The sequence below is a fragment of the Streptomyces sp. NPDC051776 genome, from assembly GCF_040681345.1.
Classification (GTDB): domain Bacteria; phylum Actinomycetota; class Actinomycetes; order Streptomycetales; family Streptomycetaceae; genus Streptomyces.
In genome coordinates, this window is the sequence record NZ_JBFAYQ010000022.1 from 87,842 (window position 1) to 113,644 (window position 25,803).

Consider the following 25,803-nt stretch of genomic DNA (forward strand, 5'->3'; position numbering starts at 1 on the left):
CGGGGCCCAGGGACGCCGGGTGCCGGGGCCCACGGATGCCGGGGGCAGGGGCGTACGGGGCGCGCGGGCGCGCGCCACCCTCGGCGGCCGCGCGCCCGGTCGCCGGGGGCGGCTAGGCTCGTCATCGGCCCGTGATCGACAGGAGGCGGCGGTATGTCCATGTCCGTGCCGCAGGGACGCCGGAGCAGCACGTTCACGCAATTGCTCAGGCACGGGTTCACCGACCCCTCCGCCGCGGTCCGGCTGCTGGACGCCCCGGCGCTCGCACCCGTCCGCTCCGATCCCGTGCTGCTCGACGCCCTCGGTTCCACCGCGGACCCCGACCTCGCCCTGATCGGCCTCGTGCGGCTGGTGGAGTCACTGCGGGAGCACGGGGCCGAGGCGCAGGTCCTCCTCGACACGCTCGTCAGCGCCAAACCGCTCCGCGACCGCCTCCTCGGTGTCCTCGGGGCCTCCGAGGCGCTCGGCGACCATCTCGCCCGCCACCCGCTCGACTGGCACGCCCTGGTCACGTACGAATCGGCCGATCTGCACCCTGGCGTCGAGGAGTTCGAGGATCTGCTCGACGGGGTGCCCGACCCGGACGCGCTGCGGGCCGCGTACCGGCGCTGCCTCCTCACCATCGCCGCCCGCGACGTCTGCGGTACCACGGACGTCGCCTACGCCGCCGCCGAACTCGCCGACCTGGCCACCGCCACCCTCCGGGCCGCCCTCGGCCTCGCCGAGGCCGCCGCGCCCGACGACGCCGCGGTCTGCCGGCTCGCCGTCATCGCCATGGGCAAGTGCGGAGGCCATGAGCTCAACTACGTGTCGGACGTGGACGTCGTCTTCGTCGCCGAGCCCGTCGACGGCACCGACGAGGCCACGGCCATCCAGGCCGCCACCCGCCTCGCCTCCCACATGATGCGGATCTGCTCCGACACCACCGCCGAGGGCACCATCTGGCCGGTGGACGCGAACCTGCGCCCCGAGGGGCGCAACGGCCCCCTGGTCCGCACGCTCTCCAGCCACCTCGCGTACTACCAGCGGTGGGCCAAGACCTGGGAGTTCCAGGCGCTGCTGAAGGCCCGCCCGGTCGCCGGCGACCTCGCCCTCGGCCGTGAGTACGCGGACGCCGTCGCGCCGATGGTCTGGCAGGCCGCCGACCGCGAGAACTTCGTGGCCGACGTCCAGCAGATGCGCCGACGCGTCGTCGAGAACATCCCCGCGTCCCAGGTCGAGCGCGAACTCAAGCTCGGCCCCGGCGGTCTGAGGGACGTGGAGTTCGCCGTACAGCTCCTCCAGCTCGTGCACGGCCGCTCCGACACATCGCTGCGCAGCGGCACCACCCTCGACGCCCTGGCCGCCCTCGCCGCCGGTGGCTACGTGGGGCGGTCCGACGCCGCCGCGCTGGACGCCGCGTACCGCTTCCTGCGCACCATGGAGCACCGCATCCAGCTCCACAAGCTGCGCCGTACCCACCTCGTGCCCGAGGAGGAGGCCGATCAGCGGCGTCTCGGCCGCACTCTGGGCCGCACCTACGACTGGCCCGCGGCCGGCGAGCCCGTGGCGACGCTGCACGCCGAGTGGCGGCGGCACGCGCGCGAGGTGCAGCGGCTGCACGAGAAGCTCTTCTACAGGCCGCTGCTGAGTGCCGTCGCCGAGCTCGAATCGGCGGAGGCCCGGCTCAGCTCGCGCGCAGCCCGGCAGCGCCTCGAAGCCCTGGGCTACGCCGACCCGGCCGCCGCGCTGCGCCACCTGGAGGCCCTGGCCTCGGGCGTCACGCGCAAGGCCGCGATCCAGCGGACGCTACTGCCCGTACTGCTCGGCTGGTTCGCCGACTCCGCCGATCCGGACGCCGGGCTGCTCGCCTTCCGCAAGGTCTCCGACGCCCTCGGCAAGACACCCTGGTATCTGCGGCTGCTGCGCGACGAGGGTGCCGCCGCGGAGAATCTGGCCCGCGTGCTGTCCGCCGGCCGCCTCGCCCCCGACCTGCTGCTCCGCGCCCCCGAGGCGGTCGCGCTGCTCGGCGACCCGGAGGGTCTGCAGCCCCGCGACCGGGCGCATCTGGAGCAGGAAGTGCTGGCCGCGGTGGGCCGGGCCGACGACGCCGCGCACGCCGTCACCGCCGCCCGGGGGGTCCGCCGCCGCGAGCTGTTCCGCACCGCGGCCGCCGACATCGTGGGCGCGTACGGCACCGAGTCGAGCCCCGCGGAGACCGACCACGGATCAGTGGTGGACATGGTCGGCAGCGCCGTCACCGATCTCAACGCCGCGACCATCGCCGGCGCCCTGCGTGCCGCCGTGCGGGACAAGTGGGGCGACGAGCTGCCTGCCCGGTTCGCCGTGATCGGCATGGGCCGCTTCGGCGGCCAGGAGCTGTCCTACGGCTCCGACGCCGACGTGCTGTTCGTGTACGAGCCGCGGGACGGCGTGCCCGAGCAGGAGGCCGCGCAGGCCGCCTTCGCCGTCGCCAACGAGATGCGCCGCCTGCTGCAGTTGCCAACCGCCGACCCGCCGCTGCTCATCGACGCCGACCTGCGCCCCGAGGGCAAGTCCGGCCCGCTGGTGCGGACCCTGGCCTCGTACGCCGCCTACTACCGCCGCTGGTCGCTGGTATGGGAGAGCCAGGCCCTGCTGCGTGCCGCGCCGGTGGCGGGCGACGCTGACCTGGGGGAGCGGTTCGTCGAGCTGATCGACCCGCTGCGCTACCCCGAGCGTGGCCTGACCGAGGAGTCCGTACGCGAGATCCGGCGGCTCAAGGCCCGTATGGAGTCCGAGCGGCTGCCCCGCGGCGCCGACCGGACCCTGCACACCAAGCTCGGCCGCGGCGGCCTCTCCGACGTCGAGTGGACCGTGCAGCTCCTGCAACTCCAGCACGCGGGGGACGAACCCGGCCTGCGCACCACCCGCACACGGCAGGCCCTGTACGCCGCTCGCGAAGCCGGACTGATCGGCGCCGAGGACGCACAGGTGCTGGACGAGGCGTGGGTGCTGGCCACCCGGGTGCGCAACGCAGTGATGCTGGTGCGCGGCCGGCCCGGGGACACCTTCCCGACCGAGGCGCGGGAACTGGCCGCAGTGGGCCGCTACCTCGGCTACGAGCCGGGCCACGTCGGCGAGATGCTCGACGACTACCGGCGGGTGACGCGGCGCGCGCGAGCCGTGGTCGACGCGCTGTTCTACGGGACGTGAACGCCGCCCTCCGCGCGCGGGCGACGGAGGGGAAGGAAGGGCGGGAAGGCCGGACCGCGGGACCGGAGAGGCCGGACCCGTGGGACCGGAGAGGCCGGACTCGTGGGCCTTGGAGGTCAGACCACGGGCCGCAGTTCGAGCTCCGCGCCCCCCGAGACGGGTTTCACCCGCCGCGGCATCCGGTATGCGACCGAGCCGTACAAGAGATACGACAGCGCGTACCCGAACGACAGGCACATCAGCCCACCGACCGCGTCCAGCCAGAAGTGATTGGCCGTGGCGACGATCACCAGCAGCGTGAACGCCGGATACACCAGGCCCAGTACCTTCGCCCACATCGGCCGCGCCAGTATCGCGATGGTGATGCCGCACCACACCGACCAGCCGATGTGCATCGAGGGCATGGCGGCGTACTGGTTGGACATGTCGGCGAGATTCCCGGACGCCATCGACCCCCATGTCTCGTGCACGAGCACGGTGTCGATGAACCCCTCACCCGACATCAGACGGGGTGGCGCGAGCGGGTAGAAGTAGTAGCCGAGCAGGGCAACACCCGTGGTGGCGAAGAGGACCAGCCGCGTCGCCGCGTAACGCCCCGGGTGGCCGCGGTAGAGCCAGACGAGCACACCGATGGTGACGATGAAGTGCAGCGTCGCGTAGTAGTAGTTCATGCCGACGATCAGCCACTCCACGGAATTCACCGCGTGGTTGACCGTCCGCTCCACGGCGATGCCGAGGGCTTCCTCCACGCGCCAGATCCAGTCGGCGTTCTGCAGGGCTTCCTGCTTCTGCTCCGGAACGGCGTTGCGGACCAGCGAATACGTCCAGTAGCTGACGGCGATGAGGAGGATCTCGAACCAAAGCCGCGGTCTGCGTGGGGTGCGCAACCGGTCGATCCATGCACGCCGCGGTTCTGTCGGGCGGTCCGCTCGCCCATCGATGGGTGACGGGGTGACCGTCCGGCCCTCCAGAGTCTCCACAGTCGCTTCACCCATAGCGGGACAGTCTGCCAGATGGCGACCTGCTACCGATCACTAAGCGTCGTCCGGTTCCTCTCAGCCCACGCTACGCCTCGCAGGGGCAGCCTGCCCTTTGGGTCCTGCGGCCGTCGACCCGCGGACCACCAGCTCGGGCAGGAAGACGAATTCGCTGGGCGGCGCCGGAGTACCGCCGATTTCCTCCAGCAGCGCCCGGACCGCCGCCTGCCCCATCGCCGGCACCGGCTGCCGGATGGTGGTCAGTGGGGGATCGGTGAAGGCGATCAGCGGGGAGTCGTCGAAGCCGATCACCGAGACGTCGCGCGGCACCTCCAGGCCGTGCTGCCGGGCCGCCCGGATCGCGCCGAGCGCCATCATGTCGCTGGCGCACACCACCGCCGTGCAGCCCCGCCCGATCAGTGCGGACGCCGCCGCCTGACCGCCCTCCAGGCTGTACAGCGAGTGCTCGACCAGGGACCGTGCGTCATCGGAGGACAGGCCGAGCTGCTCCTGCATGCTCTGCAGGAAGCCTTCGATCTTGCGCTGCACCGGGACGAACCGCTTCGGTCCCAGCGCCAGCCCGATCCGCTCGTGGCCCAGGGCCGCGAGGTGAGTGACCGACAGCCGGACCGCGGCCCGGTCGTCGGGCGAGACGAACGGCGCCTGCACCTTCGAGGAGAAGCCGTTGATGAGGACGAACGGCACGCCCTGCGCGCGCAGCTGCTCATACCGCTCGGTGTCGGCCGAGGTGTCCGCGTGCAGGCCGGAGATGAAGATGATCCCGGCGACGCCCCGGTCCACCAGCATCTCGGTGAGCTGGTCCTCGGTGAAGCCTCCGGGCGTCTGGGTGGCCAGTACGGGGGTGTAGCCCTGCTGTGTGAGGGCCTGGCCGATGACCTGCGCGAAGGCCGGGAAGATCGGGTTCTCCAGCTCAGGCGTGATCAGCCCCACCAGACCGGCACTGCGTTGCCGCAGCCGAACCGGGCGCTCGTAGCCGAGCACGTCCAGCGCGGCCAGGACGGACTGGCGGGTGGCCGCCGCGACGCCGGGCTTCCCGTTGAGCACCCGGCTGACTGTCGCCTCGCTGACACCCGCCTGGCCTGCGATGTCGGAGAGCCGTGCGGTCACGGGGGTGGACTGTACCGGTCGCATCTCAGACTTCCCACCAGACACAGGTGTCGGCCGGGATGTGGACGCTGCCGCCCGTGAAATGCAGGGCAGCGGTGGCCAGCACCGGCCGCCCCGGCACGGGCAGTTCGACCTCGCTGTCCAGGGTGTTGAGCGTGCACACGAAGCCCGGCCGGGACACGGCGAGTACCCCGTCCGGAGCCTCCAGCCATGCCATCGTCCCGTCCCCGAGCCCGGGGAGGCGGCGGCGCAGCGCCAGCGCGGAGCGGTACAGCTCCAGCGTCGAGCGCGGATCGCCTGACTGAGCCTCCACCGACAACTCCCGCCAGGTGGCGGGCTGCGGAAGCCAGCTTGCGCCGGGCCCGAACCCGTACGGCGCCTCCTCGCCCGACCACGGGATAGGCACCCGGCAGCCGTCGCGCATGCCGTCCTGCCCGCCCGCCGGCTCACCACCACCCTCATCCGTTGCTCCCCCGGACTCCGTCCGGGGGGACCCCCACCGCGCCGCCTCGTCCTTGCCGCGGAAGAACGCCGGGTCCTGGCGCACATCGTCGGGCAGGTCCGTCACCTCCGGCAGACCCAGCTCCTCGCCCTGGTACACGTACGAGGACCCGGGCAGCGCGAGCGTGAGCAGCGCCGCCGCACGCGCCCGGCGTAGCCCCGCCTCGCCGCCGCCGTAGCGGGTGGTGTGGCGCACCACGTCGTGGTTGGACAGCACCCAGGTGGTGGGGGCACCGACCGAGGTGGTGGCGGCCAGGGACTCGTCGATGACGCCGCGCATCGCGTCCGCGTCCCACGCGCAGGTCAGGAAATGGAAGTTGAACGCCTGGTGCAGCTCGTCGGGGCGCACGTACAGCGCGAGCCGCTCGGTGCTGGGGGCCCACGCCTCGGCGACCCCGATGCGCCCGTCGCCGTAGGAGTCCAGCAACTGCCGCCAGGAGCGGTGGATCTCGTGCACCCCGTCCTGATCGAAGAACGGCAGCACCTGCGCACCGATCATCTTCGCCTGCTCGCTGCGGCCGATCCCCGGCAGCCCTTCGGCCTTGATCATGCCGTGCGCGACGTCGACGCGGAAGCCGTCGACGCCCAGGTCCAGCCAGAACCGCAGGATCGACTCGAACTCCTCGCGGACCTCCGGGTTGTCCCAGTTGAGGTCGGGCTGCTCGGGCGCGAACAGGTGGAGATACCACTCGCCGGGCATCCCGTCCGCGCCGGTCGTACGGGTCCAGGCCGGGCCGCCGAAGACCGACTCCCAGTCGTTCGGCGGCAGTTCGCCGTTCCCGCCCCGGCCGGGCCGGAAGTGGTAGCGGTTCCGGGAGGCCGCGCCCGCCCCCTCCGCGAGCGCGGCCCGGAACCACTGGTGCTGGTCGGAGGTGTGGTTCGGGACGATGTCCACGATCACCTTCAGGCCCAGCTCGTGGGCGCGCCGCACCAGGTCGTCCGCGTCGGACAGATCGCCGAACAGCGAGTCCACGGCGCGGTGGTCGGCGACGTCGTAGCCGCCGTCCGCCTGCGGCGAGGCGTAGAAGGGAGTGAGCCAGACGGCGTCCACGCCCAGCTCCGCCAGATAGGGCAGACGGTCGCGGATCCCCCGGAGATCGCCGATCCCGTCACCGTCGCTGTCCGCGAACGACCGTACGTACACCTGGTAGATGACGGCGTCGCGCCACCAGTCGGCGCACCGCTCCGGGGCGGTCTCCTCACGGACGGACGGGGCGAGGTCCTGGGTCATGTGTGACGTCCCTCATAGGGTGGGCCCAACGGGGCTGCGGGAAGCGGTGGTCTTGAAGGGTCGGCCCGCACACGCACGGACCGATGACGGTGGATCAGCCCTTCGTGCCTCCCGCGGTGAGCCCGGCGACCAGGTGCTTCTGCGCGAAGAAGAACAGCATTCCGGCCGGCACCATGATCAGTACGGACGAGGCGGTCATCAGGCCCCACTCGGCGCGGTGCGGCCCCACAAAGGTCTGCAGGCCGACGGCGAGCGTGTAGTTCTCCTCGCTGCTCATGAACTGCGTGGCGAAGGCGACTTCGCTCCAGGCGGTCAGGAAGGTGTAGAAGGCGGTCACCGCGAGACCGGGCCGGGCCAGTGGCACGACCAGTCGCCAGAACGTGCCGAACGGGGTCAGGCCGTCGACCCGCCCCGACTCGTCGATCTCGGCGGGAATGGTGTCGAAGTAGCCCTTGAGCATCCAGGCGCAGAACGGCACGGACACCGAGCAGTAGGTGAGGATCAGGCCGCTGTAGGAGTCCAGCAGGCCCAGCTTTCCCAGGATGTTGTAGAGCGGCACGATCAGCACCGCGACCGGGAACATCTGGAAGAGCAGGAAGGACCACATCAGGGTCCCGTGCCCGGGGAACCGCATCCGGGACAGGGCATAACCGGCGCTGGCCGCGATGAGGACGCCGACGAGCATCGTGCCGCCCGCGATGACGACCGAGTTGGCGAACCAGGTGACGAACTCGGTGTCGTCCAGCACATGGACGTAGTTGCTGAGCGTGAAGCCGGACATCTCCATCGGGTGCGTCCAGCCGTTCTCGCCGCGCAGCGAGACCAGCACGATGAAGACGACCGGGAAGAGGGCGACCATCGAGGCCGCCACGAGCGTGGTGTGCAGGGCGGCCGAGGCACCCTTGGAGCGCTCGCCGCGGCGGCGTACGCGGCGCATCGCGGCGGGCGCCGCGGCCGGTGCGGTGGTCACGGAGGCGGGTGCAGGGGCGGGGGCGCTCATCGGACGGCCTCCTGGCGGTCGAGCATCCTGCGGTAGAAGACGGAGAAGACCAGCAGCAGGGAGAGGATGACGATCCCGTACGAGGCGGAGGCCGCGTAGTCGCGGACGCCCTGGAAGGCGAGCCGGTAGGCGTACGTCACCAGGATCTCGCTCTCGGTCCCGCCTGCCTGGCCGATCACGAGGTAGATGATCGGGAACATGTTGAAGGTCCAGATGGTGCCGAGCAGGATGACGGTGCTGCTGACGGGCCGCAGTCCGGGCAGGGTGATATGGCGGAACCGCTGCCACGCGCTCGCGCCGTCCATCTCCGCCGCCTCGTGCAACTCCCGTGGTATCGCCTGCAGTCCGCCCAGGACCGCGACCATCATGAACGGCACACCGAGCCAGGTGTTGACGGCGATGACCGAGATCTTCTGGACGAAGGGGTCACCGAGCCAGTCGACCGCCCCGATGCCCACCTTGCCGAGCAGGGCGTTGAGCACACCGTTGTCGGAGTTGTACATCAGCTTCCAGGCGAAGGCGGCGACGAACGCCGGGACCGCCCAGGGCAGGATCAGCAGGACGCGGTAGAGCGAACGGCCCTTCACCTGCCGGTTGAGCAGCATGGCCAGGCCCAGGCCGATGGTGTAGTGCAGGAACACACAGCTCGCGGTCCAGATCACGGTCCAGGTGAGCCGCGGGTAGAAGGAGCCCTCCCGGCCGGAGAGGATGTTCCAGTAGTTGTCGAGGCCGATGAACGTGTAGGTGGACGGAACCTCGAAGTCACCGATCACGCGGCCGATGTTGGCCTCGTTGGCGTCGGTGAAGGACAGGTAGATCCCGCGGCCGAGCGGATAGCCGACGAGCACCCCGAGCACCACGACGACGGGCAGCACCATCGCCCACGCGTACCAGTGGGTGTCGAACGATCGCCGGGCACGGGCGAGCAGGGACGGGCGCGGCTGCTTCCGGTCCGGGCCCCCGGCGCCGGTGCTGCCGGAGCTCGCCGGGCTCCCGGGCTTGGTGACGGCTGTGGTCATGGCTCCACGGCTTTCTGCGGGTCGCGGGTCGAGCGGGTCGTGGGTCTACGGGACGGGGGCGGCTGTTCCGGGCCGGTCACCCACCGGGGCGCCGGATGGGGGGCCGGGGCACCGGATGGGGCGGCGGTCAACTCGCCCTCGCCCGGCGGGCGGTGGGACCGGCCCGGCCCGGCCGGGCGGCGCGTGGGCCGCACCCGCGCGGGGCGGGAGCGGCCCTCCCCTCGGCGGGGAGCCCGGGCCGGACCGGGCCGGAGTCGGTGACCCGGCCGCCGATCGGCTGCCCAGGGCGTGTCCGACACGCCCTATCCGGCGATCTCGTAGTCCTTGATCAGCTTGGACTTCCACTCCTCGGCAAGGGCGTCGAGCCCCGCCTTCGGGGTGGTCTGTCCGCGCAGGATCTTCACGTAGTGCTGGTCGAAGGCGACGAACAGATCACCGACACCGGGGATGACGGGCCGCGACTTGGCGGTGGCCAGCGCGTCCTGGAAGGCCTTCTTCGCCGGATCGGCGGTGACCTCCGCGGTGTAGGCGGACTTGCGTGTCGGCAGCGTGTTGATCTCGGTGGCGGTGAGTTCCTGGCTCTTGGCGGAGGACATGAACTTCACGAAGAGGTACGCCGCGTCCTTGTTCTGCGAGCCGCGGTAGACCGAGTAGTTGTGGCCGCCGATGGGGGCAGCGCCCTTGCCGGACGAACCCGCCGGGATCGTGGCGATGCCCAGGTTCTGCTTGTCCTTGAACGCCTTGCCGGTGTAGTCGTCGGCCACCGACCAGGGGCCGTTGACGACCATAGCGACCTTGCCGTCCTTGAAGGAGGTCTGCGCCGCGACGTAGCCGTCCGTGGTGGCGGGCTTGAGGGAGACCCCGGACTTCACCATGCCTACAGCGGTTTTGACGCCCTTGACGGCCTCGGGCGAGTTCACGGTGATCTTCTTGCCCTTGGTGTCGAGCATGTCACCGCCCTCGCCGTAGATGAACGGCAGGGAGAAGTAGCCCTCGGGGTTGAGCTGGGTGCCGGCGACGCCCGTCTTCTTCTTGACGGTCTTCGCGGTCTCGACGAACTCCTCCCAGGTGGCCGGGGGCTTCTCGATACCGGCCTTCTTGAAGATCTCCTTGTTGTAGAGGAGACCGAGGGTGTCGGTGACCTGGGGGACACCGACCGTCTCGCCCTTCCACTTGGCGGTGGAGAGGGGGCCATCGAGGAAGTCGTCCGCGTTGTCCAGCGCAGGGGTGCCGTCCAGCGGCTGGAGGTAGCCGAGGTTGGCGAACCCGGCCGACCAGCCGACGTCGGTGCGGATGACGTCGGGGGCGCCCTTGCCGGACTGGGCCGCGGTCTTGAACTTCTGCTCGGCCGCGTCGAAGGAGACGGGGACGCGCTTGACCTTGATCTTGGGGTACTCGGCCTCGAAGTCCTTCACCAGCTTCTCGTATGTGGGGCCCTCGGCCTCGTTGGCGGTGTCCCACCACGTCACGGTGCCGGTCACGCTGCCCGGGTCCTTGGCGGCCTTGGAGCCGTCGCCTCCGCTGTCCCCGTTGTCCCCACCGCAGGCCGTCGCCGCCAGGGCCAGCACCCCGGCCACGGCGGCGACCGATATGCCTCGACGCATATTGATCTCCTCATTGAGTGCGGCCCAGCCTGGTGGATCAGTGCCATCTGTGCGACTCGCCTCTCCCTCGGCGGCCCCGGGCTGGGAGGAAGCTAACAGGGCTGCAATCTCTTGCGAAAGAGCTTGCAGAAAGAAAACGGGGGGATTTCCTTGCTGTTGCCTCTTCGTGTCCCAGGGGTTGACCCCGATGTTCGAGCCTCGTACGGTCTCCGCGGTAGCAGGCCGCTGACGGCTTGCTGCAAGAACCATCACCACAATGGCCTTACGGGCATGGCGCGTTGCCACAAGGCTGCACCGTCACCCACACCTCCCCCCACAGGAGGATTCATGGCCATGTCTGTCGGCGGAACGGCCGGCAAGTCCTTCGTCGTCGCGGTGGCCCTCGCGGCTGCCGCCGCCGCCCTCGTCTCACCCGCCGCGACAGCCCGGGCCTCGGCGTCCCCGCCCGGGGGCAAGGACGTCACCGCTGTCCTCTTCGAATGGCGTTTTGACTCGGTTGCCCGGGAGTGCCGGGATTCGCTCGGTCCGGCGGGCTACGGATACGTCCAGGTCTCGCCGCCCCAGGAGCACATCAGGGGCGAACAGTGGTGGACCTCGTACCAGCCCGTGAGCTACAGGATCGCCGGACGCCTCGGCGACCGCGCGGCCTTCGGGGCCATGGTCGACGCCTGCCACGACTCCGGTGTGAAGGTCGTCGCGGACACTGTCATCAACCACATGGCGTCCGCCGACGGGACGGGCACCGGCGGCTCCCGGTACACCAAGTACGAGTACCCCGGCATCTATTCGGGTGCCGACATGGACGACTGCCGGTCCACCATCGACAACTACCAGGACCGGGCGAACGTCCAGAACTGCGAACTCGTCGAGCTCGCGGATCTCGACACCGGCGAGGAGTACGTCCGCTCCCGCATCGCCGCCTACATGAACGACCTGCTCTCCCTCGGGGTCGACGGCTTCCGCATCGACGCGGCCAAGCACATGCCTGCCGGCGATCTGCGGGCCATCAAGGCCAAGTTGAGCGCCCCGGACGCCTATTGGAAGCAGGAGGCCATTTACGGCGCGGGCGAGGCGGTGTCGCCGTCCGAGTACCGGGACACGGGCGACGTCCAGGAGTTCCGTTACGCGCGCGACCTGAAACGGGTCTTCACCGGCGAACGGCTGGCGTACCTGAAGAACTACGGCGAGGGCTGGGGCTACATGCCCAGCGGCTCCTCGGCCGTCTTCGTCGCCAACCACGACACCGAACGCAGCGGCGACACCCTCAGCTACAAGGACGGCGCCGACTACACGCTGGCGCACGTCTTCATGCTGGCCTGGCCGTACGGTGCCCCGGACGTCCACTCCGGCTACGAGTTCACCGACCGCGACGCCGGGCCGCCGAACGACGGTGCGGTGAGCGCCTGTTACCAGGACCGGTGGAAGTGCCAGCACGCATGGCCGGAGATCGAGCGGATGGTGGACTTCCGCAACACCGTGCGCGGCACCGAGGTCACCCACTGGTGGGACAACGGCAACGACGCAATCGCTTTCGGGCGCGGGGACAGGGGGTTCGTCGCGATCAACCACGAGGGCGAGTCCCTGACCCGGACGTTCCGGACGTCACTGGCGGCGGGCGACTACTGCGACGTCCAGTCCGGCCGCACGGTGACGGTGGACGGCTCCGGCCGACTGGACGCCACGCTGGCCCCCGGCACGGCGCTGGCGGTCCACGCGGGAGCGCGCTCCTGCGAGTGACGGCCGCCACGGGCGGCCGCGGCGGCGCGGCCGGGGAAGCGGTGCCCGCGGCGCACGAGGTCCGTGGTGCACGGCGTCCGTGGTGCACGAGCTCCGCGGCAACCTCCGGCCGCCGGGACGGCCGCCGTCCCGGCGGCCGGGGGCGGCCCGGCGGCTCCCCAGCGCCGCGCGGCTCCGTGGCGGGGTGCCTGCCGCCTCGGCGGCGTGGGGCCGGGCGCAGGGCCCCGCGTCGCGCGAGCGCGCCGGGACCGCTGGGCACCGCCGGTGTCACGCCCCCGGCGGTGCCGTGAGGCTTTCGACGGTGGCCGGGCCCGGTCACGGTGCGCGCCCCACGCCGCCGGAGGCCGATGGCACAGGCTCACGCTCGGCCACGCCGATGGGGCGGCCGGGCGGGGGGCCCGGCGCGAGGAAGGTTCGCCGCAGCGGAAGCAGTGAAGACAGCAACCCCCCTCCCTCCGAAGGAGATTCAGCCGATGAAGCGCATCCGCACCACCGGGCGCAGAACCGCGCTCGCCACCGCAGCGGCAGCAGTGCTCGCACTGCTGCCGTCCGGTGGGCCGCCCGCCGCGGAAGCGGCCGCCGCCGCGCCGCCTCCGCCGTCGGATGCCGCGCTCGCCGCGCAGCCCGCTCGGCACGACCTCACACGCGAGCAGTTCTACTTCGTCCTCCCCGACCGCTTCGCCAACGGCTCCGCCGCCAACGACCGCGGCGGGCTGACCGGGGGCCGCCTCGACAACGGCTTCGACCCCACCGACAAGGGCTTCTACCAGGGCGGCGACCTCAAGGGCCTGACCGAAAGGCTCGACTACATCAAGGGGCTGGGCACGACCGCCATCTGGATGGCGCCCATCTTCAAGAACAAGCCGGTCCAGGGCGAGGGCAAGGACGCGAGCGCCGCGTACCACGGCTACTGGATCACCGACTTCACCCGCGTCGACCCGCACTTCGGTACCAACGCCGAGCTGGAGAGGCTGATCGACAAGGCCCACGCCAAGGGCATGAAGGTCTTCTTCGACGTCATCACCAACCACACCGCCGACACCGTCGACTACGCGGAGAAGGAGTACGGCTACCGCTCCAAGGGCGCGTACCCGTACCTCGACCGCGAGGGCCGCCCGTTCGACGACCGGGCCGGGATGGGGCGCGTGGACGCGGACTCCTTCCCGTACTCGCCGAAGCCGCGCACCGGTGTGGGGAGGAAGGTGCCCGCCTGGCTCAACGAGCCGACGCTCTACCACAATCGCGGCGATTCCACCTTCGCCGGCGAGAGCAGTGAGTACGGCGACTTCGCGGGCCTGGACGACCTGTGGACCGAGCGTCCCGAGGTCGTGGCCGGGATGGAGAGGATCTACCGGCGCTGGGTCCGCGATTTCGACATCGACGGCTTCCGCATCGACACCGTCAAGCACGTGAACCTCGACTTCTGGACCCAGTGGGCGACGGCCCTCGACGCGTACGCCGCGCGCCACGGCCGTGCGGACTTCTTCATGTTCGGCGAGGTCTACGCGGCTGATCCCGCCGTGACCTCGCCCTATGTGACGCGCGGCCGGCTCGATGCCACCCTCGACTTCCCCTTCCAGGACGCCGCCCGCGCCTACGTCTCGCGGGGCGGCCCCGCGGCGAAGCTGTCCGGCGTCCTCGCGCAGGACTACCGCTACACCAGTGGCAGGGCCAACGCCTACGAGCAGGTCACCTTCCTCGGCAACCACGACATGGGCCGGATAGGGACCTTCCTCCAGCAGGACAACCCGAAGGCGAGCGACGCCGAACTGCTGCGCCGGGCGCGCCTGGCCAACGAGCTGATGTTCCTCGACCGCGGCAACCCCGTCGTCTACTACGGCGACGAGCAGGGCTTCACCGGCGCGGGCGGCGACAAGGACGCCCGGCAGACCCTGTTCGCCTCGAAGACCGACGACTACCTCGACGACGACCTGATCGGCACCGACCGTACGCACGCCACCGACGCCTACGATCCACGCCACCCGCTCTACCGGTCGATCGCCGCGCTGTCGAAGCTCACCAAGAAGCACCCGGCGCTGCGCGACGGAGTGCAGACCGAGCGCTACGCGGCGAAGGGCGCGGGCGTCTACGCCTACTCCCGTACCGATGCGCGGGAGAGCACCGAGTACGTGGTGGCGGTGAACAACGCCACCGAGGCGAAGAAGGCCGAGATCCCCACCGCCGCCGCCGGGATGCGTTTCCGTCCCGTCTACGGTGGAAAGGGCGCGGGCGCGACGGCGGGGGAGGACCGGAAGCTGTCCGTCGAGGTGCCCGCCCTGTCCGCCGTCGTGTACCGGGCGGAGAAGAAGCTGCCCGTTCCGGCTGCGAAGCCGCGGGTGGCCCTGGACGCCCCCGACGACGGAGCCACTGGCACCGCCGAGGTCGCGGCCGACGTGGACGGCGGCGGTCTCAACCGCGTCGTTTTCACCGCCCAGGTCGGCAACGGGAGCTGGAAGGTGCTCGGCTCGGCCGACCACGCCCCGTACAAGGTGACCCACCACATCGCGGCGAAGGTTCCCGCCGGAACTCCCGTACGCTACAAGGCGGTTGCCGTCGACAGCGCCGGCCGGACCGCGAGCGCGCTCGCCTCGACCACCACCGGGCAGGCCCCCGAGCCGCCGAAGCCGGGCGCTGTCCAGCGCGCTTACGCGGTCGTCCACTACCAGCGCCCCGACGGCGACTACGACGGGTGGCGGCTGAAGACGGGCGGCGGTACGGCGGAGTTCACCGGCCGCGACGCGTACGGAGCCTTCGCCTGGGTCAAGGTGGAGGACGGCGCCACCGGGATCCCCTTCGCCGTCGAGAAGAACGGCACCGCCGACGGCCCCCAGCGCACGATCGACCTCGCCCGCACCGGTGAGGTGTGGATCGAGCAGGGCAAGGACGGCCTGGAGGAGCAGGCCCCGCACGGCGCCTACCCACCGCAGGACACCAAGAAGGCCGTGCTCCACTACCACCGCGCCGACGGCGACTACGACGGCTGGGGCCTGCACACCTGGACCGGAGCCGCCGAGCCCACCGACTGGTCGAAGCCGCTGAAGCCCGTGCGCAGGGACGCGTACGGCGTGACCTTCGAAGTGCCGCTCGCCGAGGGTACAAAGTCCCTCGGTTACATCGTCCACAAGGGCGACGAGAAGGACCTGCCCGCCGACCAGTCCCTGGATACGGTGACCTACGGCCACGAGGTGTGGATGCTCTCCGGCGAGCGGCAGTATCTGCTGCCCGGCACCGGCAGTGCGCCCGACCTCGACCTCGACAAGGCCGAGGCGCAGTGGATCGACCGCGACACCGTGGTGTGGAAGACGAGGACCACCGGCGCCGCGAGCACGCAGCTCGTGTACGCGCCCGAGGGCGGCATCATCATCGAGGCCGGGTCCCTCAGCGACGAGGGCCACTGGCTGCGACTGAACCCGACGGCGCTCACCGACGCGCAGAAGAAGGCGTATCCGCATCTGAAGGACCATCCGGCGTTCCGCGTGGACCCGCGGGACCGGGACCGTGTCCGGGACGCCTTGAAGGGGCAGATCATCGCCACGCAACGGGCCGCGGGGGGAGCCCTGCTGGCGGCGACCGGCGTGCAGATCCCCGGCGTGCTGGACGACCTCTACGCGAGCAAGGCGCAACGGGCGAGGCTCGGCCCGGTCTTCCACGACGGCCGCCCCACGCTGTCCGTCTGGGCACCGACGGCGCGTAAGGTCTCGCTCGACCTGGACGGCAGGATCGTGCCGATGCGCCGCGAGCGCGGCAGCGGCGTCTGGAGCGTCACCGGTGAGCGCAGCTGGTCCGGAAAGCCGTACCGCTACGTGGTCGACGTCTGGGCCCCGTCCGTGCGGAAGCGGGTCACGAACAGGGTCACCGACCCGTACGACCGCCCTGACCGCCGACTCCCGCCGCAGCCTGGTCGTGGACCTCGCGGACCCCGCCCTGGCGCCGAAGGGCTGGTCGTCCCTGAAGAAGCCCGCCCCAACTCCCCTGCGGAGCGCGCAGATCCAGGAGCTGCACATCCGCGATTTCTCTGTCGCCGACCGGACCTCCGAGCACCGCGGGCAGTACCTCGCCTTCACCGACCGGGATTCGGCCGGGATGAAGCACCTGCGGAAGATGGCCCGCTCCGGAACCTCGTACGTCCATCTCCTTCCGGCCTTCGACATCGGAACCATTCCGGAGCGGGAGGCGGACCAGCAGGAGCCGAAGTGCGACCTTGCGCCGTACGCACGGGACTCCGAGAAACAGCAGGAGTGCATCGCGAAGACGGCGGGGAAGGACGCGTACAACTGGGGCTACGACCCGCTGCACCACACCGTCCCCGAGGGCTCCTATGCGAGCGATCCGCAGGGTACGCGCCGCACCGTCGAGTTCCGGCGGATGGTGCAGGGCCTCAACGCCTCCGGGCTGCGCGCCGTGATGGACGTCGTCTACAACCACACCGTGGCCGGCGGTCAGCACGACAAGTCCGTCCTGGACAAGATCGTCCCCGGCTACTACCAGCGCCTGCTGGACGACGGCTCGGTCGCCACCTCCACCTGCTGCGCCAACACCGCGCCCGAGCACGCCATGATGGGCAAGCTCGTCGTCGACTCCGTCGTCACCTGGGCCAAGCAGTACAAGGTCGACGGCTTCCGCTTCGACCTCATGGGCCACCACCCCAAGGCCAACATCCTCGCCGTGCGCAAGGCGCTCGACGCCCTCACCCCCAAGGAGGACGGCGTCGACGGCAGGAAGATCGTCCTGTACGGGGAGGGCTGGAACTTCGGTGAGATCGCCGACGACGCCCGCTTCGAGCAGGCCACGCAGAGGAACATGGCGGGCACGGGCATCGCGACCTTCTCCGACCGGGCGCGTGACGCGGTGCGCGGCGGCGGGCCGTTCGACGAGGACCCACGCGCCCAAGGCTTCGCCTCCGGCCTGTTCACCGACCCCAACGGGTCGAATGCGGGCGGCACCCGCGATGAGCAGAAGGCGCGGCTGCTGCACTACCAGGACCTGATCAAGGTCGGCCTCACGGGGAATCTCGCCGACTACTCCTTCACCGACAGCAGCGGCCGGAAGGTCACGGGCGCGGACGTCGACTACAACGGCGCCCCGGCCGGTTACGCGCACGCGCCGGGCGACGCCCTCGCCTACGCCGACGCCCATGACAACGAAACCCTCTACGACGCCCTCGCGTTCAAACTCCCACGGTCCACGCGGGCGCAGGACCGGGCCAGGATGCAGGTCCTGGCGACGGCCACCGCCGCCCTCTCGCAGGGCCCGGCGCTCTCCCAGGCGGGCACGGACCTCCTCCGCTCCAAGTCGCTGGATCGCAACTCCTACGACAGCGGCGACTGGTTCAACGCCGTCCACTGGACGTGCGGTGCGGCGGGCAACGGCTTCGGCCGCGGACTGCCGCCCGCGGCCGACAACGAGCCCAAGTGGCCGTACGCCGAGCCGCTGCTGGCCGACCCGGCGCTGCGTCCCGGCTGCGGGACGGTCACCGCGGCGTCCGGCGCGTACCGGGACCTGCTGAGGATCCGTACCAGTGAGAAGGCGTTCGACCTGGCTTCGGCGGACGCGGTTCAGTCGGCGCTGTCCTTCCCCCTCTCGGGGAGGGACAACGGCGAGACACCGGGAGTCATCACGATGAAACTCGGCCACCTCGTCGTCGTCTTCAACGCGACCCCGGAACGGCAGAAGCAGCGGGTCGCCTCACTGGCCGGGACCCCGTACGCCCTGCACGCTGTGCAGGCGCGGGGCGCCGATCGGGTGGTCAAGACCTCGTCGTACGCGAAGGGTTCGGGCGCCTTCACCGTCCCGGCGCGTACGGTCGCGGTCTTCGAGCGCCGCTGACCGAGCCTGTCGCCGTTTCCCGGCTGCTCCGACCGCCGCCGTCTTCCGGTGGCGGTCGGGGAGCTCCATAACAAGGCGCCGGCGCCGAAGCCGTACGCCGACCACCGGCGGCGGGAATTGAGCTCCCGTACGTCAGGAGTCTCGGAGGAGCGAGCCGGACCACGGGCGGGCGCGGAGAAGGCGGTACGAGACCGGCGTCCCCGTCGAGGTGACCATCGGAGGATTCGCTCGTTCTGCTGAACGTGACGTCACGAGAAGCGACAGCCACACCCTCATCCGTCCCGTCCGGCCCCATCGGGCTCGAACAGGCCGAGGCCGCGCTCGTCGGGTACTACCCGCGGCTGGTGCGGATCGCGTATCTCGTCCTGCCGCCGGGTCCCGCCCGGAACCAGCGGCTGCTCACCGCGCACGCGTTGGTGCAGGGCGCCCTTCCGCGGGGGCGCGCCGCCCGCGGGCTGCCCGTTCGCCCGGAGGACGCCGGGCTCCCCGCGCCGCGCGCCGAGGAGGTCGGCGCGACGGAGCAGCCGGGATACGCCTACGTACGGCTCAGGGTGCTGCGGGCCGCGCTCAGGGCAGGGCGGCCGCGGCGGCGCTGGGGGCTTCCGCGCCGCACCGATCTGCCTCCGCTGCTGCCCCACGTCTGGGGGCTGCGCCTGCATCCCCGGCCGGGAGGGGCCGACGAACTCGCCCTGGACCAAGCCCTGTCGTCGGTCTCGGCCGCCGCCAGGGCGGCGCACGTCCTGCGCGGCCTGGAACGGCTGACCGACCCCGAGGTGCGGCGGCTGCTGGCTGCGGCAGGCGTCGAGGACGCCCCGGCGGCACTGGAGGAGGCCGGCCGCATGCCGGCACCGGGCGGCAGCAGGGACGAACTGCTGCTGGAGTCACCGGAGTTCGACCCGTGCTCTCTGCAGGCGCGCCCCACCGATCTGCTCCGCCGCCGGCAGCACGTGCGGGCGGCAGTCGCCGCCACCGCGGCAGTCGTGGTGTGCGGCACGCTTCTCGGCCTCCCGGGCGAGGGCTGGGGTCCGGACGGGGCGGCGGCACCGCCGTACGCCCGCAACCCCGCTTCCGAGAAGGCACTCGACCCCGCCGAACTGGCGCACGTGGCACCGACGGCCTGGCGCACGGCGGACCGTACGGACTTCACCGCCTGGCCCACGCGCGGCAACCGGGTCGGCGACCGGCCCCTGTTGCGGCGAGCGCTGGCCGTCTGGGCGCGCCCCGGGCCGGCGGTACGGGTGTCCGCCACCCCCGGGACCGCCTCGGGACCGCCGCCGGGCCCGGCGCAGTTGCTGTACGCGGGCGAGGTCGACCGGGCCGCGGTGGTGCTGCTGTACGACGGGCTGCGGGTGGTGCGGTACGCCGAGGCCAAGCAGGGCGGAGGCGGCGGGGCGGTGCTGGACTTCGCCCGGGCGGACGGGGCCGCGTCGGCCTCGGCCACCGCACTCGTCGTGGGCCGTGGCGAGCACAACGTCCGCTATCTGACGGCCCCGTGGGTCTCCGAGGCGCGGCTGCGCGATCTGCTGCGGCCGCGGGACGCGGGGCGTTCGCTGGGGCGCACCGGGGATGGCGTCACCGACCCCATGCCCAGCCCGTCAGCCGCGATCACCTGCAGGTCGTGGCCCGCCCTGGAGCTGCGCGGCGTGGCACCGGCAGGAGACGGCCACCGCCGTGCTGCGCATCTGCTCACCGATCTCGGGGAGCTGGTCCCGGCCCGTCTGACGTACGGCAATCCGCAGCTCCCGGCCCGCGACGTGTCGGGGCGGGCGGCGCGCGCCGCCTGGGCGCGTACGGCCTGTCATCTCCCGGCGGTGCGCGCGACAGGGGTACGGGCCGTGAACTCCTGGCAGTTCGCGGAGCAGCGGTTGCCGGACAGCGGCGGGACCGCGGCCTGGGTGTGCACGCGCGCGGAGACCTGGCGCGGAGGCGGCAGCCGCGTCATGGTGCAGTTCCAGCCACCCGCGAGGGCGGTGGGCGTTCCGAGTGCGGTGACCGCCCAGGCGGAGGGCACCACGGCCTGCGGCCCGCACGCCCCCCGCGTCCTCTCCGGTGTGCTGTGGCAGTCGCGGAAAGGGGCCTGGTACGTGCTGGCCGCGGGCAGTGAACAGGTCGCCTCCATCACGGCGTCGGGCGGGGTGAAGGGGAGTGCGCGGGGCAATGTGCTGGCTCTGGCGGCGCAAGCGGGGGCCCGCTCGGAACTCGACGCGCGCCTCGAGAACGGCGAGCGGCTGAGAGCGCTGCGCTGATCCCGCCAAACTGCCACTGAACTGCGCACTTTGGGCCGCATGGCTCACGCGGTCCTCTTCCGGTCAGTGGTTTGGCTCCCCAGCCGCTGGCGCCGGGCGGGCGGTTAGGGTATGCGCATGACGACTGGGGTGGTGCGCCGGCGCAGAATGGGCGTGGAGGAGCGGCGCGAGCAACTGATAGCCGTGGCACAGGAGCTTTTCAGCCAACGGCCCCCGGGCGATGTGTCGATCGACGACATAGCGACGGCCGCCGGGATCTCCCGGCCCCTCGTCTACCACTACTTCCCGGGCAAGCACAGCCTCTACGACGAGGTGGTGCGCCGCGCGGCACACGAACTGAGAGGCCGATTCGCCGAACCCGACGACGGTCCGCCCGGGGTGCGCCTGTTGCGCGTCATCCGCCGTTTCTTCGACTTCGTCGACGAGCACGGGCCGGGCTTCGAGGCCCTGTTGCGCGGCGGCAGTTCCACGATCGGCTCGGAGCGGACGACCGCGATGATCGACGAGGTGCGCCGGTCGGCGTACGACCACATGCTCGCGCACCTCCATGTCACCGACCCCGGTCCCCGGCTCGCCCTTGCGGTGCGCTCCTGGATCGGGCTGTGCGAGACGACGGCCCTGACGTGGCTCGACGGTCGGCGCATCCCGCGTACGGAGCTGGAGTTGCAGCTCGTCCACGACTTCATGGCGCTGGTCGTCGTGAGCGCGGCGCACGACGACGAGTGCGCCGAGCTGGCGCGGCGGATCGTCGGGCAGGAGCCGGACGGCACGTTCGCGGATCTGGTGGGCCGGCTCCTCTCACTGCTGCCCGCACCCTCCGAGCCTCCGGCCGCCTCCAGGTCCTGAGCCGGGCCGGTCGAGCCGAGCCCGGCTGCCCGGTCAGGGAGCGCTCGGAACAAGACCGCCCGGAGCCCGGAGGCCCGGGGTCCTAAGGCCCGGAGCCGGTGGTGCGGAGTCCGATGGCGCGGAGTCGGATGGCCCCAAGTTCCGAAGGCCGGCCTCCCATGGCCCGGAGTGAGACCGCCCGGACGCGGCCGTCCGGAGTCCGATGGCGCGGAGTCCGATGGCCCCAAGTTCCGAAGGCCCGGGGTCCGATGGCCCGGAGTGAGACCGCCCGGAACACGACTGCCCGGAGCCCGGAGGCCCGGGGTCCGATGGCCCCAAGTTCCGAAGGTCCCGGGGCCCGATGGCGCCGAGGCCGCTCCTGCGAGTCCGATCGGCCTGAGGCCGCCCGGAGTTCAGAGAAGCCGGGCGGCCCGTGCTCATCCCGTGCTCATCCGGCGGAGCGCGCCGCCCCCGCCGCGGGTCCGGTCTTCCAGCCGCTGAACTCCACCGTTCCGCGCGCCCCGTTCCCGCCGTTCGCCGCCGACATGAACAGCCCCACGTCCTGCGTGGGCGCCGCGCCCGGCACCGTCACCGTCCCCACAGTGCGCCACTCGGCCCCGTCGTCCGACGAGCACTCGCCGGTGCAGGCACCGGAGTCCGGGTCGCGCGTCAGGCGCAGCATGACCGGCGCCCGCACCCCCGTGAGGCGTTGGAACGTATCGAGCGTCCCGTCGCCGTTCGCGTCGTAGGTGAGCACCACGCCGTTGGCCGGTGTCACCGACAGGTTGAGGAAACCGGCGGATCCGGCCGTCGCCAGGCTGTTGCGGACGATGATGCCGCACCGCGCCCAGGGCCCGGTCACGGCCTGCGTGTCGACGCGTACGGTCACCGACGTGCCGGTGGTCAGCGCACCCTCGCGGTAGACGGCACCGAACTCGGCCGTGCCCTTCCACAGGTCCGCTCCCGCGCCGTCGATGCCGATGCGCTCCCCGAACTGCCCGAACACCGCCGCGTTGTTCGTCACCGTCCGCCAGCCCTCCGCCAGCGGCCCCGCCACGAACAGCGTGCCGGGGTGGACGACCCGTACCCGCTCCTGGCCCTCCGGCCCGTACGTGGCGGTCAGTTCGTAAGGCAGCGGCTTCAGCGGCCGCTCCAGGGGACCGGCCGGGGCCTTCACCTGCCAGCGGACCGTGCCGCTGCCCCCGGGCTCGACGCGCGGCAGCGACGTGGCTCCCTCGGCATCGGCGTCCACCCCGCTCAGCTGGAAGTCCACGCGCCCGGTGGCGGCCAGGCCGTTGACGTTGCGGAAGTCCGCGGAGACCCGCGCGGTGCCGCCCGGCGGCAGCGTCGACGGCTCGGCGGTGACCCCCACAAGTCCCTGGTACGGAGCGGTGGCCAGCACGTCGCGCACGCGCCGCGCCGTGCGGTACGCGTCCCCGGTCGCCCGCAGCGGATACGCCTTCCGCTCTCGCGTCCACGGCTCCTCGATCGCGTACCAGTCGAAGGGCTTGGGCGCGCGGTTCTCCGCGAGCGCGTCCTCCAGCTCCTCCAGGAACGCCCGCCACTGGGGAAGGTGGAAGTCGCCGATGAGGCCCTGCCAGTCGCGGTTGGCGTAGTTGGCCAGCCGCCCGCCGTCCGCGGTGCCCCGGTCGGCCCAGGTGGTGACGAGCACCCGTGCCGTCCGCTCCAGCGCCGCCGACTCCTCGCCGCTCGACGCCATCCGCTTGGCGTCCTCCAGCCAGGGTCCGAGCAGGAACAACCGGTGCGATCCGGTGACTTCCTCGCTGAGCGTCATCAGCTTCAGCCACAACCCGGCCAGGGCGCGGAAGGTGTCCCGGTCCTTGCGCTCGTAGGCGGTCCGGAGCTGGGGGAGGAGCTGCCACGAGCGGTTGGCGAGCGCCTGCCGCGCCGCGTCGGTCACGTCGTAGCGGTACGCGTCCGATCCGCGCAGCCTCGCCCGTACGCCCAGCAGCGCCGCGAACGCCGTGTCGAACCCCGCCGGGTCGAAGGCCGGGGTGTGCGTGGCGTAGTGCGTGCCGGAGGCGGCGGTGAGGCTGGGGCGCGAGGCGAAGATGGAGTCGTGCGGGCGGCCGTCCCGGCTGCTGATCTCGTACGTGGTGCCGCGCAGCGCGGCGAACGCCTCGCGCGCCCGCTGATCCCGCCCGCCGTACCGCAGATCCGCATAGCCGTCGAACCAGGCGGCGCGGTCCACCGGTTCGTCCCTCCAGGCCAGTTCGCTGAACAGCTCCAGCGCGGCCGGGTCCCGCTCGACGGCCTCCGGCATGTACGCCACGCCCCGCAGCATGCTGCCGGGCTTGTCCCGCCAGAGGGTGAACCGTTCGGCCCACCGGTGGGTCTTGGCGCCGATCGTCGTCCGCCCGCCGAAGTTGGGGATGGTGCCGAACGCGTACGGGGTGTTACCCCAGTCCCTCTCGCGGTCGGTGACCTTCTCCAGGTCCGACAGCCCGTCGACGACCAGCATGCGGTTCTTGTCCACGGCGTCGAGGAGCTCCCGGCGCGGGTTGTCCTGCCAGCCGAGGATCACCCACACCGCTCCCGGACGGGATTCCTGCAGGGCCCGCTCGACGGCGCGTGCCGCGTCCGGCACCGGCACGTCCCCGGGATCGCCGCCCTCGTGCAGCAGGTCCATCTTGAAGTGGTCCGCCGGGCCGAAGAGATCTTCCTGGTGGCGGTAGAAGGCCGCGGCCACCCGGCGGAAGACGTCGGTCCGCGGGTCGAGCCAGTCCGGTCGCTTCAGCCCGGACCAGGTCCCCTGCGGGATCGTCCGGGCCCCCGGGTTGCGGGCCGCGAAGCCGTCCGGGACGGTGCCGAAGTAGCCGGGGAGCACGGGTGCCATGCACAGCTCGCGCAGCCGGGCGGTGATCCTGCGTCCCAGGTCGACCCGCTTGGCCAGGAGCGCCGGGCTGACCGGTCCGCCGTACGCGCTCATGTTCTGCAGCAGCCACCACGGCTGGTGGGAAGGGGCGGGCAGCCAGGTGCGCGCCTCGGTGTCGGAGTAACCGAAGTCCTGGAGCAGCCGGTGGTAGACCGCCTCCTGCCCCGGCGTGACCAGCAGCTGGTTGAAGCCGTGCAGCGCCATGACGTCGATGAGCCGCTCCCAACTCGGCCAGTCGGCGTACGGCGCGGTGTAGCCGTCGTGCGTGTCGTTGAACGCGAAGCGGCTGGGTACCGTCGCGGACCGCTCCAGGGGGCGGTCCGGCGCGGGGAGCCGGTCCGGCAGGCCGAGCTGCGTGCCGGCCCAGGAGATGTGCGTCCCGCACACGTATTTGAGGTACCAGTGGACGCCCGTGAGCAGCACCGCGGGACTGGTGCCCGCCACCTCGACGCGGCCGGCCGAGCCGGCGACCCGGAACCGTTCGCCGCCGGTCCGTCCCCTTGCCAGCGCCGTGAGGCGGAACTGCCCGGCGTGGTGCGGCAGCAGCCGCCCCAGCGCCGCGCGCGCCGGGGCGGTGGAGAACGGGCCGGGTGCCGCGGCGCCCGCGGGCGGGGCGGCACCGAGGGCCGCGGCTGCGCCGAGCGCTCCCGCGGTCCCGAGAAGAGTCCGTCTGGCCACGGTGCGGCGGTGCGGATCGGTCACGTGCGCTCCCCACTGTGCGTAACGATGCGGTGGTGTGGCGTCATGTGCATGCGGGATGCACGTTAATGAGACGGGCCAAGGGGGAGCAATGGGGCGCGCGAGGGAGCACTCCGCGGAAGATTGAGCAATCCGCGGAAGACTGAGCAATCCGCCGGTCATTCTCGTACGGGGTGGTGGCGGCGTGTGCCGCCGTCCGGAAGTGGTCCTGTCAGGAGGTCATCGATGCGAGCACCGAGGCGCTTGTCGAGCCGTGCCGCCGCCCTGTCCGCCGTGCTGCTGCTGTCCGCCGGGTGCGGGCTGCTGGACGACGGCGACAAGGTGCCGAAGACGGCGACCGGCTCCGTGGAGGAGCTTGCGAAGAAGGCCGAGTGCAAGCCAGACATCCAGGTTGATGCGGAAGATGTCCGGCAGGGCCTGTGCAAGGTCGGGGAGAAGAAGAAGTATGTGCTGGCGACGTTCACGACCAACACGGGCCAGCAGGACTGGCTGAGCAGTGCACAGGCGTACGGCGGCTCCTACCTCGTCGGTCCCAAGTGGGTGGCCGTGGGCGACGCGGACGTCATCGGCGATCTGCGCGGCAAGCTCGGCGGCAATGTGGAGAAGGCGCCCGACCACGGGGGGCACGGCGGCGGCTCAGAGGGCGGCACGGACCACGGTGGCAAGGAGCACGAGGGCGGGGCCGCGGAGCACGGCGGCGGCCACCACTCCGGCTGACCGCCGCGTCCGGCCACGGTGAGCCGACCGCCGCGTCCGGCCACGGTGAGGTGAACCCGGCCGGCGCAGATCCGAAGCGTCAGGACCGCACGAAGCCCCCCGCACCTGGAGGTGCGGGGGGCTTTCCGTGGTGCGCCCAGCATGGGCGATTGCTTGGGGGTGGAAGTCCCCTGGGGGAAGAGGTGGTGCTAACCCCGAGCCGGAGGCAAGGGCGTCATCGTGA

At 71.7% G+C, this 25,803-nt stretch carries 11 protein-coding genes and 2 pseudogenes; 6 read left to right on the forward strand and 7 right to left on the reverse strand.

Features of this window, described 5'->3' with window-relative positions; translation table 11 throughout:
* The first annotated feature begins 159 nt into the window (after positions 1 to 159).
* Entirely contained in the window at positions 160 to 3,174 is a 3,015-nt protein-coding gene (locus AB0M26_RS18630) for a bifunctional [glutamine synthetase] adenylyltransferase/[glutamine synthetase]-adenylyl-L-tyrosine phosphorylase (protein WP_365262125.1), read from the forward strand.
* A 116-nt stretch (positions 3,175 to 3,290) separates the two neighbouring features.
* Here AB0M26_RS18630 and AB0M26_RS18635 read toward each other — a convergent pair whose 3' ends face one another.
* The 6 genes from AB0M26_RS18635 to AB0M26_RS18660 form a co-directional block, all read right to left on the reverse strand.
* The gene (locus tag AB0M26_RS18635; protein WP_365262085.1) at positions 3,291 to 4,169 is read right to left on the reverse strand and encodes a phosphatase PAP2 family protein; all 879 of its coding nucleotides are present in this window, start codon (positions 4,167 to 4,169) and stop codon (positions 3,291 to 3,293) included.
* 60 nt (positions 4,170 to 4,229) lie between these two features.
* Positions 4,230 to 5,279 (reverse strand): LacI family DNA-binding transcriptional regulator, encoded by a 1,050-nt coding sequence (locus tag AB0M26_RS18640; protein WP_365262088.1) that lies wholly within the window; start codon positions 5,277 to 5,279, stop codon positions 4,230 to 4,232.
* A gap of 25 nt (positions 5,280 to 5,304) precedes the next feature.
* Positions 5,305 to 7,011 (reverse strand): glycoside hydrolase family 13 protein, encoded by a 1,707-nt coding sequence (locus AB0M26_RS18645; protein WP_365262091.1) that lies wholly within the window; start codon positions 7,009 to 7,011, stop codon positions 5,305 to 5,307.
* A 94-nt stretch (positions 7,012 to 7,105) separates the two neighbouring features.
* Positions 7,106 to 8,011: an ABC transporter permease subunit gene (locus AB0M26_RS18650; RefSeq protein WP_365262094.1), complete on the reverse strand. Its 906-nt coding sequence runs from the start codon at positions 8,009 to 8,011 to the stop codon at positions 7,106 to 7,108.
* Complete coding sequence (locus AB0M26_RS18655; protein WP_365262128.1) at positions 8,008 to 8,889, reverse strand: sugar ABC transporter permease; 882 nt, start codon at positions 8,887 to 8,889, stop codon at positions 8,008 to 8,010. The genes AB0M26_RS18650 and AB0M26_RS18655 overlap by 4 nt, the downstream gene beginning before the upstream one ends.
* A 443-nt stretch (positions 8,890 to 9,332) precedes the next feature.
* On the reverse strand, positions 9,333 to 10,634 hold the full coding sequence (locus tag AB0M26_RS18660; RefSeq protein ID WP_365262097.1) for an extracellular solute-binding protein: 1,302 nt from the start codon (positions 10,632 to 10,634) through the stop codon (positions 9,333 to 9,335).
* Positions 10,635 to 10,967: 333 nt separating this feature from the next.
* On the opposite strand from AB0M26_RS18660, the pseudogene AB0M26_RS18665 reads away from it, so the two are divergent.
* The 4 genes and pseudogenes from AB0M26_RS18665 to AB0M26_RS18680 all read left to right on the forward strand — a co-directional run.
* A pseudogene (locus AB0M26_RS18665) lies at positions 10,968 to 12,365 on the forward strand (alpha-amylase family protein); the annotation flags it as partial.
* Positions 12,366 to 12,844: 479 nt separating this feature from the next.
* A pseudogene (pulA, locus tag AB0M26_RS18670) lies at positions 12,845 to 18,197 on the forward strand (pullulanase-type alpha-1,6-glucosidase).
* A 242-nt stretch (positions 18,198 to 18,439) separates the two neighbouring features.
* On the forward strand, positions 18,440 to 20,443 hold the full coding sequence (locus tag AB0M26_RS18675) for a hypothetical protein (protein WP_365262100.1): 2,004 nt from the start codon (positions 18,440 to 18,442) through the stop codon (positions 20,441 to 20,443).
* A 117-nt stretch (positions 20,444 to 20,560) separates the two neighbouring features.
* Positions 20,561 to 21,289 (forward strand): TetR/AcrR family transcriptional regulator, encoded by a 729-nt coding sequence (locus tag AB0M26_RS18680; RefSeq protein ID WP_365262103.1) that lies wholly within the window; start codon positions 20,561 to 20,563, stop codon positions 21,287 to 21,289.
* A gap of 427 nt (positions 21,290 to 21,716) precedes the next feature.
* Here the strand turns inward: AB0M26_RS18680 and AB0M26_RS18685 are convergent, their stop codons facing one another.
* On the reverse strand, positions 21,717 to 24,866 hold the full coding sequence (locus AB0M26_RS18685) for an alpha-N-acetylglucosaminidase (RefSeq protein ID WP_365262106.1): 3,150 nt from the start codon (positions 24,864 to 24,866) through the stop codon (positions 21,717 to 21,719).
* Positions 24,867 to 25,088: 222 nt separating this feature from the next.
* Between AB0M26_RS18685 and AB0M26_RS18690 the strand changes: the two genes are divergently transcribed.
* On the forward strand, positions 25,089 to 25,580 hold the full coding sequence (locus AB0M26_RS18690; RefSeq protein ID WP_365262109.1) for a hypothetical protein: 492 nt from the start codon (positions 25,089 to 25,091) through the stop codon (positions 25,578 to 25,580).
* Positions 25,581 to 25,803 lie beyond the last annotated feature (223 nt).

Coding starts and splice junctions, on each gene's coding strand:
- AB0M26_RS18650 (WP_365262094.1), bottom strand. CDS start 8,011: ATGAGCGCCCCCGCCCCTGCACCCGCCTCCGTGACCACCGCACCGGCC.
- AB0M26_RS18630 (WP_365262125.1), top strand. CDS start 160: ATGTCCGTGCCGCAGGGACGCCGGAGCAGCACGTTCACGCAATTGCTC.
- AB0M26_RS18635 (WP_365262085.1), bottom strand. CDS start 4,169: ATGGGTGAAGCGACTGTGGAGACTCTGGAGGGCCGGACGGTCACCCCG.
- AB0M26_RS18680 (WP_365262103.1), top strand. CDS start 20,561: ATGACGACTGGGGTGGTGCGCCGGCGCAGAATGGGCGTGGAGGAGCGG.
- AB0M26_RS18660 (WP_365262097.1), bottom strand. CDS start 10,634: ATGCGTCGAGGCATATCGGTCGCCGCCGTGGCCGGGGTGCTGGCCCTG.
- AB0M26_RS18690 (WP_365262109.1), top strand. CDS start 25,089: ATGCGAGCACCGAGGCGCTTGTCGAGCCGTGCCGCCGCCCTGTCCGCC.
- AB0M26_RS18645 (WP_365262091.1), bottom strand. CDS start 7,011: ATGACCCAGGACCTCGCCCCGTCCGTCCGTGAGGAGACCGCCCCGGAG.
- AB0M26_RS18655 (WP_365262128.1), bottom strand. CDS start 8,889: ATGGTGCTGCCCGTCGTCGTGGTGCTCGGGGTGCTCGTCGGCTATCCG.